This window comes from Pseudomonas sp. RIT-562, assembly GCF_026241895.1.
Lineage (GTDB): Bacteria > Pseudomonadota > Gammaproteobacteria > Pseudomonadales > Pseudomonadaceae > Aquipseudomonas > Aquipseudomonas mandelii_F.
Genome location: NZ_JAPJIV010000009.1, coordinates 32,886 through 48,032 on the forward strand (window position 1 = coordinate 32,886; position 15,147 = coordinate 48,032).

Here is a 15,147-nt window from a genome sequence, read left to right on the forward strand (position 1 = left end):
ACAGCAAGTTTTCTGGTGTTCTACGTGTGATAATTATTCATAAAAATATATGCGGACGGATGACGCTACAAGATTTTCGGTAATCTGTATTACAATAATTTCAAAAAACAAAGTTTTTGTATATAAATTTGATCCTTCTACTGAAGGGATAAGTTCTGGCGCTTCATCAGTACGACGAAAAATCGTAGTGTCCGGTACTTCATCGCTCAGACATCAGGTAAAAATGTTCTGTGCCGCCGGTTCTTGTTGTGGTCATGTGTGCGCGGTTCGATTGCGACCGGTACGTTTGGCAGAGTAAAGCGCCGAGTCAGCCTTCGCTAGTAAAAGTTGATAGTCGACAGAATCTGGAATACACGTATGGACACCTAAACTAACAGTGACCACACCGGCAGGATTTTCTTGATGCGGAATTGCTAAATCCATTACCCCGCATCGGATTTTCTCGGCGATAATATAAGCACCGGTTGAATCTGTATCAGGAAGCAGTAATGCAAATTCTTCACCGCCATATCGTACCGCTAAGTCCGATGGCCTGCGTATCAACCGCGCAGCGGTTTGTCCAACCGTAGTGATACATTGATCACCAGCGATGTGGCCGTAATGATCGTTATAGCTTTTGAAAAAGTCAATATCAAGCATTATCAAGCTTAAGGGTGATGTATTCCGAGTAGCACGAAGCCACTCAAGCTGCAGGCTCTTCTCCATATGACGTCGATTTGCAAGTCCTGTAAGAGGATCCTGCAGTACCAGTTTTTCCAATGTTGCTTGCGATTTGGTCAAATCGGTTTCAATTCTAGCGCCATGACGTACTTGTTTAATTAAAAGAAACCCTACGAAAGTATTTACTAAGAGTACTGTGCCGATCATAGCTCCCATTTTAGCTGTTCCAATTCGCCAGGAATTTAGAATAGCGTCTTTGGAGTTTGCAGCCGCTACAACTAAAGGGTATTTCTGGAGTAGTCTATATCCGAATAGTCGATCTACACCATCGATAATAGATTTGATCATCACTGTGTCCGCTGGCGACAGTGGCAAATAAATTGAAAAAATTTCACTTTTTGCGAGCGAAGTGCCGATCAAATTTTCGGTGAAAGGTCTTCTAGCTATTATAGTGCCGTCATTAAGTGCTAAGAAAATTGCTCCGTTATCATCGATCGAAAATTTCGAAAAAAATTGATCAAAGTAGGTCATTTTTATTGTGGCCAGTACTACGCCTTTAAACTGGCCATCCCCGTCGTTCACTCGTCTTGTGAATGGGATGATCCACTCACCGGTCGTTCGGCTTATTATTGCTCTGCCTATCCGTGGTGTGAGCGTGACATTGTTTGCATGGAATATGAAGTAATCCCGATCTGAATTGTTTGCTGCGTCTGGTGTTGTTTCGAACGAAGATAGTAGCCAACGCCCATGTTTATCATAGAAAAATAGACCGTGAAGCTGCTCTGTTGTGAAAACTCTCTTTGTGAGCAATTTTTGGGCGGCTTCGATATTAGTAAGAAAATGATCGTTTGAAACTCTTTCAATTAGTTCGTCTAAAATTATGTTGGCTTCGTCGAAAGTATCTGTCGCTTGCTGCGCGATAGATTGTGTCAAATTTTCTGATACTATATTTGCTTGGGAGATTTCATACGCTTTGTTTTGAATTGACTGGAACCAGTAAATGCTCACAATCGAAATGGCTACCAGAATCATAAAAACAATCGATATAGCTGTGGCGGGTAATCTTCTAGACCAAAAGTATAAACCTTGGGTGGTCTCAGGGGTATCCACAGTTTCTCCTATGATCTTGCCATTAACAGTTTTTTACAGACGAAGCAGCTCAAAACTATGCCGAGTATGTGGGATTTCTCATCTCGAGCGAGGGTGTTTTTATTGACTTAATGTGACAAGCGGAAACTTCGCGGATATGTCTTGCAACAAATGTGCCTGCTAGTTGCGCGAGCATGGTTCGACCGGAACCGTTGCAACCAACCATTACTGGAAGCGTTAACCACATGAAGTGCACCTATCACCTGCTCGCAACGGCGCGAGTATAGACGCAGGCGGACGTGGTCAAGACGTTCAGATTTCAACCTGGAACTTGCTACGCTTCTTAAAAAGCCTCCCCACGCCCCAACAGACTTCCACGTTGACAAACGAACTGCCTCCGCTGGTACTGACGCGGCTCGACTCAAGGCACAGGGGAGCTGAAATTCATATCTACTTTTACAATATCTGGCATGCCTCTCAACATTACGATGGAGTCGCTGCGTTTTTGAGCATCTGAGTCCTGCCAACGCGAGAACTTGGTAAGTCATGGGCCAAGCCTATGGACAAATGCTGATGCCCTTATCTTCGGTTCATCACATTCATAGGTGTGCTTGCCAGACGCTTACATTCGTCCCCTAAGCGTAGGAGAGCAACCGTAGTTGGCTGTTCAGCGCACGCCAATGGCGACGTCCAGCTCGCACGTAGCTGGCTGCGTTTCCATTCCAATACTCCGACCAGTTGCGCTCCGCTGTTGGCTCGTTCATGGCTTGGATGCGCGTCTTAGGCCGAGGGCAGGTCGGTCAAGGCGGTTTAGAGCGGGCGGAGTACAAACACTGAATCGATGCCAGCAACATAAAGCCCACACGCAAGAGCCGAAGCAGTAGATGGGGCACTAGAGCCGAATGATTGAAGCAAGCGGAACGCGCAGGCGAAAGCCGGAGGCGTAAGGATGGAAGCCCGTAAGGGCCGAGACGCTGGCGTTTACGCGAAGGCTTGGTTCACGACAGCCGTCCCCTAAAAGGGGTACGCAACGCACAAACTGCAAGTCGAACTCACGTGCCATCAAAATGCAGAGCTTTGGATGCAGGCTCACAGCGCAGCGAGTAAAACTTCGAGCCTCTGACGTCCCCAAGTACTAAGCAGCTCGACTGGGTCGGTGCCATAGCGTGGCAAGGTTTCTAACCCTGCGCAGCCATCTCGCTAGCTGCGGTATTCGCAGTAGTCCAAGGGTCACAGTCGTTGAAGAGTGTGAGTGCCAGCCATCTATCTCAACGGGCACGAGTCCGTGGCGGATATCGCTCCATAATAGGACGGAGGTCTGATTCATGACCCCTGTGCCTAGTGACACGACCTTCCGTGTTGAGCAGCCAGTCGAGCAAAACAGCGTCGATTCAGAACCCTACTAAGAAATTGATCTCATAAAAAAGGCACCTGCAGAGGAGGTGCCTTTAGCCGGAATAAAGGAGGCAGGGCCCTCTCCGGCCTCACTTAGTGTGAGATGGATTTCGCTCGTTCGTCATATTGAGCGTTGAATAAAGATGGGTTTAAATGCCCGGAAATTTCTCTGAGAGCAGCATTGGCTGCTGATTTGCTGTGAAAATCACCAATTGCACCGTCCACAACCAGCCCCTTAGCGCGCTCTAGAATTTCGTTCTTATCGTGCCTCGCGGCCTTAAGAAGCGCTGCAATTACAACTTCCAACGCAATTTCACGATCAGTCGTCATTTTCGCTTCCTCATCCGGCCCGTATGCCGGTGACCAATCAATACCCCATCCTACCCAAAATTGCCACCTTGCGGCATTTGGTGAAAGAGGGAGTCGCATGAGCATTTTTAACCACTGCTGTCAATCTGCGGTGGGCTCATAAGAAGGGTAGGGAACCTAATTCCCACTGCCTGCGGTGTAAGGCGGTGTGAATGAAATAGAAAATAGGATGCAGATCTTAGCTAATGTTATGCATCGGCCTCGGTTTCGCGAGACCGATACTCAAAAAACAGCGGCTATTTGTAGTTCCCTGCCTTTCGATATCCTACGGCCTGAGCTTCGGATTCAGACGTGAAGGGCAGAACCAGCTCGATTGGCTAGGAAAACGTGGTAGCACTGGCTCGCTAAAAACCACCTTCACGAGTTAATTGGCCTCAATTACTCCATCAGACATTGGTGATTGAGCCATCTCATCTTGGCTCGCGAACTCATTTTTGAAGGTCAGGGGCGGCGGGCCGAAGGCTGCTTTCACCTGCAGGCGAACGTGTGTCGTGAAAATATAGTTCAGGAGCCCCCCTTGAATTCAAAAAATCGCGACGGAGTTCTTATATTTGAAATCAAAAAACAGCAGAGATCTACCTGGCCATTTTTCCCGGAGGTATGACTTGTTAGGGGAATCGGATCGATTGCTTCTACCTCTTTGCCTCTTTTTTGTCTCTGCTTAAAAATTTTGAAAGGACGACTATCTCAGGAAGGGTGTCAGCCCTAGCTGTCTGTAAGTCATGTAGAACTCGCTTCTTCGCGACGAAGGCGCGGCTAGATTTTGCGTTTTCTTTCAAAGGTCTTCGAAGGCCCTCGAAAATTTGGGAAACCTATGAGTAGGAGGCGAATACGAGGACGATTTCAGGCAGCCTGGCTAGGCTCAAAAAACTCGTGAAATCGAGCATTCGAAGCGCTTAGACGCCAAATCCCTCAGTGTTCTTCATCGGAAACTGGCGACGATTACTTGCTGTACTGGCCTATAGCCGCTAATAGGTATGGGGTGATTCACGAGGGCATGAAGATGAATGCGAGATTTGTTGTAATTCCTGCGATCCCTATCGAAACGGGATCTGTGCGCAACGGAACACGCTTCTACTGCGAAACGGCGCCTATAGGTTTCAACATCTACGATAATGACGAGAAGTCGCGTTCCAAGGCTGCATATCAGACGCGGTCAGAAGCTGATGGCGAATGCCAACGTCTCAACCTAGAGCTGGTAAACAGCGTCCTTGCTCAACAACAATCCAAGCCAGTTCAACGAAATTGATACAAGCTTGCGAATGGAGTCCAAAGAACTCGACCTGGGGGCCCTTAGCCTGCCGCAGATGGGTTCTGGCTACTGGTGCGTACGTCCAGCTGAGAGCCCAAATTCAGTGACCCTAGGAAAGCTGACAAAGTCGGAACGATGATGATTAACGCTCTGCGCAGTGGGAAATCAGGATGATGTTGACTAAGCGCCGCAGCTCTATGGTTGGTTTTATTTTTTTTGCTGTTGGCCTGGTTACTTTTTCTGCTTGGCTGCTGTTGAAGTCCGAGACTCAACGCAGAGAACAGCGATTCTCCGAATACGTGCAAAATATTTCCGGCATCGTGCGAAATCAGCTTGATACCAATGAAGCTGTTCTTGCGGGTTTTTCAGCATTCCTCCAGGCCGTGGATCAGAGCGACACGGATGCTGCGGCCCGTTATGCGGCAGCCGTCCTATCAGCATACCCACATATCTACATGCTTGAGGCCGCGCGGGCTGTTCCCCTAGCTGAGCAAGCCGCCTTTGAAGAACTGTTGCGGCGAACATGGCGGCATGACTTCGAGCTGAAAGAGTTCCCGAGCCTCACTCAGCAGCCTAGCCAACCTCAGGCATTTCTCAATGAGACGTGGCCGGTGTTGTTTATGTACCCGCTACTCCCTGAATCCAGCTCAATCTACGGAGTAAGGCTGGAAACCGTGGCCTACCTGTCCTACGCATTGGCACGAACCCACAGCAGCCAGAAACCTGTGGTTTCACCGGTATTCTCCATGTACGAGGGAGGCAATGCTTACATACTGATGCAGTCAGTCAGTCGGCCAAAGCAGGTAAGACAGGACACCCGTCCCAATTTCTTCGGCAGTACGATGGTGACTTTGCTGTTGGTCAAGACGAACTCGCTGCTCGATGCCGTGAACAACGCGAACGTAGACTTCTTGGTTCACATAAGAGCTATCCTGAAAACTGCAGCCGGGTCTGAAAGTGATGTGTTTTCCACGCAGACTCAGCAAGCAAGTTTACTGGATCGCCTGCTATTGCCGCGCCTGGCCAGCCGAGTTGAGATCAGAACCACTTCACAACCGATGACACTGCTGTTTGAGCGTCAGTTGCGTGTAGAGGATTTTTTAACGGCGGAGACATTGATTATCCTCGCGGTTCTGGGAGGTGCACTCGTAATGATGCCGCTTGTTTTAATTCGGCATTTCCAGGCGATTGAAAGGGCTGAGGTCGAGCATGAGCGCTCGGCCTATCTCGCAACCCATGACGTGCTTACTCAATTGCCGAATCGCTACCTTTTCGCCGAACGCTTTCATCAGGTTTATGCCGACTGGCAAGTGAAGGGTGTTCCGTTTGCAGTGCTATTAATCGACTTGGATTACTTCAAGGAAATTAACGATAAGCACGGCCATGAGGTCGGCGACGAGATTCTTCGAGTGGTTGCAGACCGCATGCTCGCGTCCAAGCGCTCGTGTGACACGGTCGCACGCTACGGCGGAGACGAGTTCGTGGCTTTGATCGCAGATCTTAGGAGCCCAGAAAGCGCAGAAATGAAGGCCACGAGGATACTAGAAGCTATCGCGCAGCCGGTCGTCACGACCATAGGCGAGGTACTACTCTCGTGCAGCATCGGAGTTTCGATCTGTCCTCTCCACGGGCAGAGCTTGGATACGTTGCTAAAAGCAGCGGATCAGGCGATGTATGACGTTAAACAACTGGGTCGGATGGGGATTGCAATGACTAAGAAGCGGCCTTTCACTCCACTCGATAATTAACACACACTGCTGATCGATATGGTCGATCAGGGTAGCCCTTGATTTGGACTCCTCGCCGCGAACATGCCGGCGATGATACGGGCATCCAAGAGGGCGTGATGTGGAAGCGGTACCCCATCGTTCATAACCTTCAGAGTGTTAGCATCAATAGGGTGATTTCGGACATTTCTTGGCCATTTCCCATCGTCATACGCTAGTTCACAGAAAAGCTCCCAGTCGTACTGCGGGGCGTCTGTGACAATCTCCAGGGCTTCGTCGAACGACGTGAGGAAGTCGAACAGTGCTGACCTTGCGCCAATGATGGGTAGTGCATAGCTTCCGCCCCAGAGCTGCGGAAGGACGATCTTGATTGCGAAGTCGCTGCAGTCAGCTTCTCGCCATGTGTCGATCAATTCCGCGTAGAATTCGCGTCCATCCTCGGCCACCAACGCCAGCGAAATAAGCTTTTGCTGCCGCCGAGCGCTGGGTAAACTCGCAATCAAGAAAGAGCCTCATGCTGTTAGAACTCCGCAATGACTAGGTTCCGGCTCGATATGTCGCAGGAAGCTCTGCTATGGGAGATGGCCCTTGAGCATTTTGGCTCAGACGGGCTGCTCCAAGTGGTAGTAGAGATGTGGGGTAGCGCAGCCGCGCCGTCTAGATCAGTCGTTGAACACATGTCCACCGATAGGATGAGCCAGGAAGTCCTGAATATACTGAAAATTGCCCAAGAGATATTGGACACTTTCGTATCGGATAGAAGGCCCATTCATGACAAGGTAACGCTATACGCACGTCATGCAAGTGATTTAGCTGACGGGCTTATCACACGACTGCCGAAGGAAAAGCTTTCGCGCGCTTTGAGGGGCTCTCGGATCGAAATCGAACTGGGGATGTGACGCCTAGCAGTCCCCGACGACAACGGTCAGTAACAATCCTAGTAAACTTTGTTTAGCTAATTATCACTCCTTTGAGATGCCCTATGAACTCTGAATTAACTGAAGAAGAAATGCGTCGTGCTCTGTTCGGTACGGATGAGCCCGAAGTGCAGGTTTCAACCACTCCGGTGCAGGAATCTGCGCCCGAGGTTGTCCTTACCAAGCCGGCTGTAGCTCCCACCGTCAAGAAAGCAGTAAAGAATGCGTTTACCCCTAGGCTTAGGGTCACGCTCCGGGTTGGCAATGACTTTGAGGGGAAGATGCACGAGTTGATTCACGAGGCTTATACGTTGAGCTCGTTGCTTGCCGAGCAAGAGGCCGTGAAGGCTGCCAGGAAGAAGTACAAGTATGTGGAAGTAGTTTCGGTCAAGTCGATGTAGAGGCTCTCCTTAGAGAACCACTATACTTTTGCTCAAAGCGATCATTTTGGCTATCGGAAACGCTACCGCAGCGTGACTGCGCGTTCTAAGTCACATGAGTCGCAAATGCGCCCACTGCGTCGACTACACTCTTGGCGCCATCCTGAATCTCAACAATTACCAGGCCAGCCTGTGTGGCAAGTTCAAGGCCTTGCTCTGCTTGGAACTTGCTGTTTGCCATCTCAGCTATGGTCTCATCCACTAGCTTCTTGTTCTGCAAGACAACCGATGCAATTTCTTCAGTAGCAGTGCTGGTACGCCCAGCCAATTGTCGAACCTCATCAGCCACCACCGCAAAGCCTCGACCCTGCTCACCTGCGCGTGCAGCTTCAATCGCAGCATTCAATGCCAACAAGTTGGTTTGTTGGGCAATACTACTTATCGTCTGAATGATGGAGCTGATTAACAATGACTGCTTACCGAGCGCTTCGACCCCGCGAGAGGCAGTCTGCATATCAACAGCAATTTTACGCATGGTATGCATAGTGTCGTTGACTACGAGTGCTCCGCGCTGAGCAATAACATCCGTCTGCTGGGAAATTTCAAATGCAGTTTGCGCGGCTTTACTGACCTCTTGCTCACGGGCCACTTGATCGGTGACTACCGCTGCAAATTTAACGACTTTGCAGAGTGCTCCTTCGGTGTCATAAACCGGATTGTACGTCGCTTCCAGCCATACGGTTTGACCACGACTGTCAATACGTTCAAATCGACCTGCAACAAACTCTCCCTTGTTCAAAGTTAACCAAAAGTCTTTGTATTGTTGGGATGAGGCTTCCTCTGGCTTGCAGAAAATACGATGGTGACTACCTTTAGCTTGGCCCAAACTGTAGCCCATCGCTTTTAAAAATTGGTCATTAGCCATGATAACGTGGCCAGTGAGATCGAACTCGATCACCGCCGTCGAACGAAGCAATGCGTCAATGAAGGAGGCGTTTTCCGATGCTTTTTCCACGCGAGAGGTAATGTTCGTCGCATAGCACGTGATATGACTCAACCGTCCAGTCGCATCCGTTATAGGCTGCCAATGTGCATGAAGCCACACCAATGAACCGTCAGCATGCAGGTACCTGTACTCGTCAGTGATGGACTTGCCTGCGGCGACAGCTGCTCGAAAGTTGTGAAAGCACGGAAGCTTTGATACGTACCGCGGAACAATATCGGCCATGGCAAGACCTCGGAGTCGATCCTGCGGGTAGCCGAGCGCATGATGGCCAGCATTGCCAGACCCTACTGCATCCAGGGTATTGACCTGCATGTGAGTGCAAGCGTCGGCATCACCCTGAGCGATGGCCACATCGAGCAGCCGATGCAACTGATCCAGCAGGCGGACATGGCCATGTACAAAGCCAAGCAGAAAGGGCGCAACAACTTTCAGTGGTACACCAGCGACCTCAATCAACGTGTTTGCGAGCACGCGAGCCTGCGCAATGACCTGCAAAAGGCTATCGAAACTCAATCGTTCCAGTTGCATTACCAACCGCAGATAGACGCACGCACGGGCCGGGTGGTCGGGATCGAAGCACTGCTGCGCTGGAATCATCTGGAAAAAGGATTTATCTCACCGGCGGTGTTTGTGCCGGTGGCAGAGGACAGTGGTCAGATCATCCCGCTGAGCCTTTGGGTACTCGATACCGCCTGCGCGCAGTTGCGGCAGCTGGGCGAGCAGGGCATCACAGGCATCTCGATGGCCGTGAATATTTCGCCGATACATTTCCAGCGTGGGCAGTTCGTCGAGTGTATCCAGGCAGTGCTGAACAGGTACGAACTTAGCGCAGGGCAGTTGGAACTGGAGATTACCGAGTCGCTCTTATTGCATAACGTTGAGCAGGCGATCGACACGTTGCACCAGCTCAAGGCTCTAGGTGTACGCATTGCGCTCGATGATTTCGGCACCGGTTATTCCAGCCTCAGCTACCTCAAACGCTTACCCATCGACAAGATCAAGATTGACCGTTCTTTCATCAGAGATATCGCTACCGACCATCACGATGCAGCGATCACCCAAGGCATTATTTCCATGGCCCATCACCTCAGCCTGAGGGTGGTCGCCGAAGGTGTGGAAACCACATCTCAAATCGATTTCCTGAAGGGCAGTCGCTGCGATATTTTTCAGGGGTATTACTTTGCCAAACCGATGCCCAGTGCAGACCTTGAGGCCTTCATTAGCCTACGCGAATCCCGGTCCCTGACGCCCGGTCTTGTCTGTTCGCAGGTTTGAACAGGCGAATTCGCAGATTTAAACGAGTCCGGTTGCCCTGAACCACACTTCAGTTGCCACTTCGGTCCTGGAGCGTTCCTGTTGAGCGCTTCAGATCTTTTGCCGGGTCCAGAAGCGTTTGGGAAACTGAGCGCTTTAGACCCAAGCTCTGCTCAACACGCCTGGCCGTGGACGCATTAAGCGCGTGACTGTTGTTGGCACTGGAGGGTACCGAAAATTCGTTCAGTTACTACGGTAAGCGTCATCAACGACTATAGTCATTGGTGAGCCAGAGCGAATCCGACCATTCCCCTGCCAACCTGGCCTAATCCAATTCCGCGATTACACGGCGGATCTTCTTGTGTTCCTTGATGCGGAACGTAAACGTTTCGCTGCCGAAATTACTCAGGCTCAGGCTGAGATCGAGGCAGCGTTGTCTTTTTTTTCCCCTTGATGGTGGATGGAGTTATCCCGCCGGGCACGTCGTATCCCACTGAGCACGTCCCAACCACCCATCTATCAAGGTTCAAGCAATGAATACTTCAGAGTTAGATGATGCACAAAAAACCAATGGCGACCTGGTTCAGGGTCCGCTGCCGGCCGGCACTGTCGCGCCCGACTTCACTCTTCACGCAACCCCTGATCAACAGTTGTCGCTGCGTGAGCTAAAGGGAAATCCCGTGATACTGGCGTTTTATCCCGCTGACTGGACTTCGGTGTGTGGTGACCAACTGACCTTGTACAACCAGTTGTTACCCACCTTCAGAGAATATGGTGCGGTGCTATTGGGTATCTCGGTTGACAGCGCCTGGTGTCATCAGGCCTTTGCCAAAGATCGAAATTTCCACTTCAGCCTGCTGGCCGATTTCGAGCCCAAAGGGGCGGTGGCACGACAGTATGGAGCGTACGAGTCCCAGCTCGGAGTTTGTAAGAGGGCACTGTTCGTGATTGACAAGGAGGGGGTGGTCGCCTGGAGCTACGTCTCACCAATGGCAATCAACCCTGGGGCGGACGGCATTCTGGATGCGCTGGATGCTCTGGTGAATTCGCCACAAAGCACGCCAACCAAAAATTAACAGGTGATTACATGGCCACTCTCAAAGTCCCGGTAAGTGCCAACGACCATCGCCAGGGAAGTGCGCATGCCAAGGTCACCTTGGTGGAATTTGGCGACTATGAATGTCCCTATTGCGGTGAAGCTTATTGGATGGTCAAGAATCTGCAACAGCATTTTCGCGATGACTTGCTGTTTGTGTTCCGTAACTTCCCTCTGACCACCGCTCACCCCCATGCATTGGGTGCAGCGGTCACCGCTGAGTATGCCGGGAGTCGAGGATTCTTCTGGGAGGCCCACGACGAATTGTACGAAAATCAGGATCGATTGGGCCTGCCGCTGTATCGCGCCATCGTTCTCAAACACGGCCTTCCCAAGGAGGAATTCGATCTTGCAATGCAAGAGGATACTTACATTCCCAAAATACAAGCCGATTTCAATGGCGGTGTACGCAGTGGCGTGAATGGCACCCCAGCGTTTTACATTGACGGGCTTCGCTATGACGGAGTTCCAGAGTTCATCGGGATGAGTCAGATGATTGAGCTTTTGTTAGTGCGTGGACGAAATCGCTAGAGAGCCAAATCGGCTTGGCATCACCCACATCGGAGCCGAGGAAAAACCAACGTTAGCTTCCTTTTACATTAAAGAGGTGGACACGGAGCCGGCAACTAATGAAATCTTTGAAGTATTATGAAGAAAATCGACACGCCACATGGTTGGAGTTGTTTTTTGACCTGACTTTCGTTGTTACGATAGGCCAGGTTACGCACACTCTCGGACATGTTCATGACGGCCACTTTGAACATAAGCAATTATGGATATTCTTACTGCTTTTTGTACCGTTGTGGTGGATCTGGTCCAGTCACACGATTTACTCCAACAGGTTCGATACAGACAGTAATCTTCACCGTTTGGCAACATTATTCATAATGCTCCTGCTCATTGTGCTATCGGCACGGATTGGGGAAGACCTGGAAGTGAACTACCCGCTTATTATTGCCTGCTATTTTGGTATACGAGCGATCATCAGTGTTATGTACATTTCATCCATTAGTAAACTCGATTCTCGCGGCGAACTTTCCTCAAGGCTTGGTTTCGCCCTATTAGTTAGCGCAGTTATTAGTCTTTCATCCGTTATTTTTGACCCGCCCTTGCGTTACCTTGTTGCTTATATTGGGATTGTTCTTGATATTCTGTTTCCTGTATTTTTCTGGACTAAACTAAAACCGTTGCCAGCACACACGGAACATTTGGTTGAGCGCATAGGCCTACTCACCCTAATCTTATTGGGGGAGTCAATTATTAGCCTTTCCGGAGGCTTGTCTAACATTCAATGGGGTTATTATAATGTGATGGCGGCCATCACCGGATTTATCATGATTTGCAGTATCTGGTGGATCTATTTTGATAGTTTTTACTTATTGAACAAGCATCAAAGCAGTATGAGTGGGCACGCCTTAATCTACTCGCACCTTTTTCTTTTTATGGGGCTGGCACTTCTGGCAAATTTGATTAGGCATGCGATCCTGAACGACATTGCGATACGCGATTTTCAGATTATGTCGATCACCGGCATGGCCTTGTTTTTCCTAGGTAAGCAATATGGCTATTTCATAGCCGTGAGTAGAATAAGGAAATACATACTACAAAACACGTTGATAGTGTTTTCTTTGGGCGGGTTAGTCGTGTTTTTACCCCGCGTCGAGTACATATTGGTCGGCCTGACAGCAACCATGATCTCTTATGTTTTTCTAAATTTCAGATATCGTTGAATCATTATTATCAGACCAGAGGGTGGTACCAAGTGAGCAAGCGGCTGACTTGCGGTTATATGCTGCCCACTACGTCGTTCTCACTGCCCGTGCGCTACTCGCCGCTACCCTTGGTCTATTTGGGGTTGTAATCCTGGTATCGTCGACCATAGTTAAGAGTCTCGGATACCCCTCTTAGCTATCGCGATCTGATAGCGCCAGTCGCATCGTAACAACAGGAGTCACATCATGGTCAAAGTAGCGTTGTTCGTTCGCCTGGAAGCAAAACCCGGGAAAGAAAAGGATGTAGAAAGCTTTCTTTTGGGCGGCCTTCCGTTAGTGGAGGAGGAGCCAGCCACTACAGCCTGGTTTGGAATCCGCTTGGGGCCGTCCACCTTTGGCATCTTTGACGCATTCCCGGATGAAGCGGGCCGGCAGGCGCATCTTTCGGGCAAGGTCGCGGCGGCGCTTATGGCAAACGCTGCCGAGCTGTTTGCCGAACCGCCATCAATCGAGAAGGTTGACGTCCTTGCAGCCAAGCTGCCCGGTTAAGCAAATCCAACAGGAAGTTTCATTCAGTTCGGGGAGGCTCACGATGTCTTGTATGAAAATCAGGATCGCCTGGGCCTGCCGCTGTCCCGGGCGGTGATCAATTAAAACACTTGTATTGAAGATAGATGTCATGGCTAAAGTGCTGTGTCCAGGATTCATGCCATGCTTGCGCGTTCGGTATAAGTGAAAGGATATGCGCGCAAATCGTGTCCATGGACGGCGTGGAAGCCGCACAGAATCTGCAAGGCAATGTGCTCATCACGTGTTTAGGATGGGTAGGGTAGATTGTTTGCCGGGCACCGGTCGCTCATGGCGCGAAGATCTCCATCATTGATATAGAACCGTAGGTCATCCGCGCCGTGACACCTAATGGTTTCGTCAAGTGAGCATTCGTCGGCGTAGCAGTGACCGATGTTCAATGAGCTGCCTGACGCGGCTGCACTCCGAACTGCGCAACGATGTGTGTACCCAATTCCTCAATAACTTCCACCGCAGGGCGCTTGCCGTATTTGAGATTGAGAATGACGTGGTCCACGCCGATTTCCTCAAGCGACTCCAGCAAAAATCGTAGATGGTAACGTCCAAGTCTGAACCCCAAATGGATACGTGTGGGTGGCGTTGACGGATTCTCATCGAGATCGATGTACAGCGACTGAGTAAAGGGCTTATACACAGAACCACATTGTTTCGTGACCTCCAGTCGCCAATCTTCCACGACCAGCCGCTGCATGTTCGGAATGCGTGGATAGTTGATCCATCCGTTGCTCTCACGCGCGATCCAATCCAGTGACTGGCGACTGTTGCCGGTCACGAGCATTGGAATGAATTGGGTGGTAGGTTTCGGAATCAGGTCTGCGCCTTGCATTTCACCAGTGCTCCAGTGGATGGGCTCAAAATTGGTGCTATGGGCACGGCGAATCACTTCGTAGTGTTCTCGAAAGATCTCTCCACGCCTTTCGGGATCGACGCCAAACGCCGAAAACTCCACTGGCCGATCTCCCGAAGCAACCCCCAGAATCAAGCGACCAGTGCTCAACTGATCGACGCTGGCTGACGCCTTGGCCGTGTGCAGGGGATGGTGCAGCGGGATGGCGATGGAGGCGGTGCCAAGTGCAATCTCCGAGGTATGGGCGGCCATATAACCCAGGTAAACCCAGGGGTCGAAGACTTGGCCGACATCCCCGAAGCCAGGGTCGCGAAGCGGCACGTCGCGAAACCAGAGCGCGCAGAAGCCCAGCGCCTCGGCTTGTTTAGCCAGTGTGACCTGGTTGAGCATGCTCGGAGTGTCCCCGTCGAAGGCCTCCATGGGAAAGAACAATCCAAGGCTCAAATGCCCCTGAGTGAAGGTTCGGCTGAACCCTCGATGCTGCTGGTAAGGAATCGTGCTCGGCCGATACATACGGATTGACCTCATGGCAGAACGTGAACAGCGCCCCCGTTTCCAGAGGTGCTGCGACATCGGTCGCTTTTGAACGGCAGGTGGGGGGACTGGGTCTGGCTTTTACCCGTTGCGCCGTACTGCTGGTCGTGTGGACCGGACTCAGGGGCCAGTTGCTGGCGATAGGCGAGGGTTGGTCCGGGTGGGTGTTAAGCGGACGGTCAAAGGAAGTCAGATCTCTCGGCTCTATACCATCAGATGGGCAAGGCGTTCGAGGAATCATTCTATAAGCGTAGGCGGTTTTGCAGCTCTCCGCCATATTCTTACAATCGAGCCGCTTCCGGGCGAAAGTTGCGTATCGAA

At 50.7% G+C, this 15,147-nt stretch carries 10 protein-coding genes and 3 pseudogenes; 7 read left to right on the forward strand and 6 right to left on the reverse strand.

What is annotated here, in order from left to right; genetic code table 11:
- Window positions 1-252: 252 nt before the first annotated feature.
- A complete protein-coding gene (locus tag ORL50_RS13360) occupies window positions 253-1,770 on the reverse strand; it encodes a sensor domain-containing diguanylate cyclase (RefSeq protein WP_323055230.1) in 1,518 nt (505 codons plus the stop codon).
- Window positions 1,771-3,237: 1,467 nt separating this feature from the next.
- Window positions 3,238-3,474 carry a hypothetical protein gene (locus ORL50_RS13365; RefSeq protein WP_194693038.1) on the reverse strand — a complete coding sequence of 79 codons (237 nt, stop codon included), beginning with the start codon at window positions 3,472-3,474 and terminating at the stop codon, window positions 3,238-3,240.
- Window positions 3,475-4,938: 1,464 nt separating this feature from the next.
- On the opposite strand from ORL50_RS13365, the gene ORL50_RS13370 reads away from it, so the two are divergent.
- Window positions 4,939-6,513 carry a GGDEF domain-containing protein gene (locus ORL50_RS13370; protein WP_266015791.1) on the forward strand — a complete coding sequence of 525 codons (1,575 nt, stop codon included), beginning with the start codon at window positions 4,939-4,941 and terminating at the stop codon, window positions 6,511-6,513.
- A 26-nt stretch (window positions 6,514-6,539) separates the two neighbouring features.
- Here the strand turns inward: ORL50_RS13370 and ORL50_RS13375 are convergent.
- Window positions 6,540-7,008, reverse strand: a pseudogene (locus tag ORL50_RS13375) (hypothetical protein).
- Window positions 7,009-7,474: 466 nt separating this feature from the next.
- On the opposite strand from ORL50_RS13375, the gene ORL50_RS13380 reads away from it, so the two are divergent.
- Window positions 7,475-7,810, forward strand: coding sequence for a hypothetical protein (locus ORL50_RS13380; RefSeq protein WP_266015508.1), 336 nt, complete (start codon window positions 7,475-7,477; stop codon window positions 7,808-7,810).
- A gap of 85 nt (window positions 7,811-7,895) precedes the next feature.
- Here ORL50_RS13380 and ORL50_RS29110 read toward each other — a convergent pair whose 3' ends face one another.
- Together ORL50_RS29110 and ORL50_RS29115 are read right to left on the reverse strand one after the other, a co-directional pair.
- Window positions 7,896-8,333: a methyl-accepting chemotaxis protein gene (locus ORL50_RS29110; protein ID WP_416236029.1), complete on the reverse strand. Its 438-nt coding sequence runs from the start codon at window positions 8,331-8,333 to the stop codon at window positions 7,896-7,898.
- 99 nt (window positions 8,334-8,432) lie between these two features.
- Window positions 8,433-9,107: pseudogene (locus ORL50_RS29115) on the reverse strand (PAS domain-containing protein); the annotation flags it as partial.
- On the opposite strand from ORL50_RS29115, the pseudogene ORL50_RS13390 reads away from it, so the two are divergent.
- From ORL50_RS13390 to ORL50_RS13415, 5 genes and pseudogenes are all read left to right on the forward strand, one after another.
- Window positions 9,030-10,070, forward strand: a pseudogene (locus ORL50_RS13390) (putative bifunctional diguanylate cyclase/phosphodiesterase); the annotation flags it as partial. The pseudogenes ORL50_RS29115 and ORL50_RS13390 sit on opposite strands and share 78 nt — an antisense overlap.
- Before the next feature lie 512 nt (window positions 10,071-10,582).
- Window positions 10,583-11,125 carry a redoxin domain-containing protein gene (locus tag ORL50_RS13400; protein WP_078047885.1) on the forward strand — a complete coding sequence of 181 codons (543 nt, stop codon included), beginning with the start codon at window positions 10,583-10,585 and terminating at the stop codon, window positions 11,123-11,125.
- An 11-nt stretch (window positions 11,126-11,136) separates the two neighbouring features.
- The gene (locus ORL50_RS13405) at window positions 11,137-11,676 is read left to right on the forward strand and encodes a DsbA family protein (protein ID WP_078047886.1); all 540 of its coding nucleotides are present in this window, start codon (window positions 11,137-11,139) and stop codon (window positions 11,674-11,676) included.
- Between the two features lie 98 nt (window positions 11,677-11,774).
- Entirely contained in the window at window positions 11,775-12,875 is a 1,101-nt protein-coding gene (locus tag ORL50_RS13410) for a low temperature requirement protein A (protein WP_236319084.1), read from the forward strand.
- Window positions 12,876-13,103: 228 nt separating this feature from the next.
- On the forward strand, window positions 13,104-13,406 hold the full coding sequence (locus tag ORL50_RS13415; RefSeq protein WP_023047152.1) for a putative quinol monooxygenase: 303 nt from the start codon (window positions 13,104-13,106) through the stop codon (window positions 13,404-13,406).
- A gap of 415 nt (window positions 13,407-13,821) precedes the next feature.
- Here the strand turns inward: ORL50_RS13415 and ORL50_RS13420 are convergent, their stop codons facing one another.
- A complete protein-coding gene (locus tag ORL50_RS13420) occupies window positions 13,822-14,805 on the reverse strand; it encodes an LLM class oxidoreductase (protein WP_266015533.1) in 984 nt (327 codons plus the stop codon).
- Window positions 14,806-15,147 lie beyond the last annotated feature (342 nt).

Excerpts from the sequence above, each read along its gene's own strand:
- ORL50_RS29110 (WP_416236029.1), bottom strand. The coding sequence starts at position 8,333 with ATGCATACCATGCGTAAAATTGCTGTTGATATGCAGACTGCCTCTCGC.
- ORL50_RS13380 (WP_266015508.1), top strand. The coding sequence starts at position 7,475 with ATGAACTCTGAATTAACTGAAGAAGAAATGCGTCGTGCTCTGTTCGGT.
- ORL50_RS13410 (WP_236319084.1), top strand. The coding sequence starts at position 11,775 with ATGAAATCTTTGAAGTATTATGAAGAAAATCGACACGCCACATGGTTG.
- ORL50_RS13365 (WP_194693038.1), bottom strand. The coding sequence starts at position 3,474 with ATGACGACTGATCGTGAAATTGCGTTGGAAGTTGTAATTGCAGCGCTT.
- ORL50_RS13420 (WP_266015533.1), bottom strand. The coding sequence starts at position 14,805 with ATGTATCGGCCGAGCACGATTCCTTACCAGCAGCATCGAGGGTTCAGC.
- ORL50_RS13405 (WP_078047886.1), top strand. The coding sequence starts at position 11,137 with ATGGCCACTCTCAAAGTCCCGGTAAGTGCCAACGACCATCGCCAGGGA.
- ORL50_RS13415 (WP_023047152.1), top strand. The coding sequence starts at position 13,104 with ATGGTCAAAGTAGCGTTGTTCGTTCGCCTGGAAGCAAAACCCGGGAAA.
- ORL50_RS13370 (WP_266015791.1), top strand. The coding sequence starts at position 4,939 with ATGTTGACTAAGCGCCGCAGCTCTATGGTTGGTTTTATTTTTTTTGCT.
- ORL50_RS13400 (WP_078047885.1), top strand. The coding sequence starts at position 10,583 with ATGAATACTTCAGAGTTAGATGATGCACAAAAAACCAATGGCGACCTG.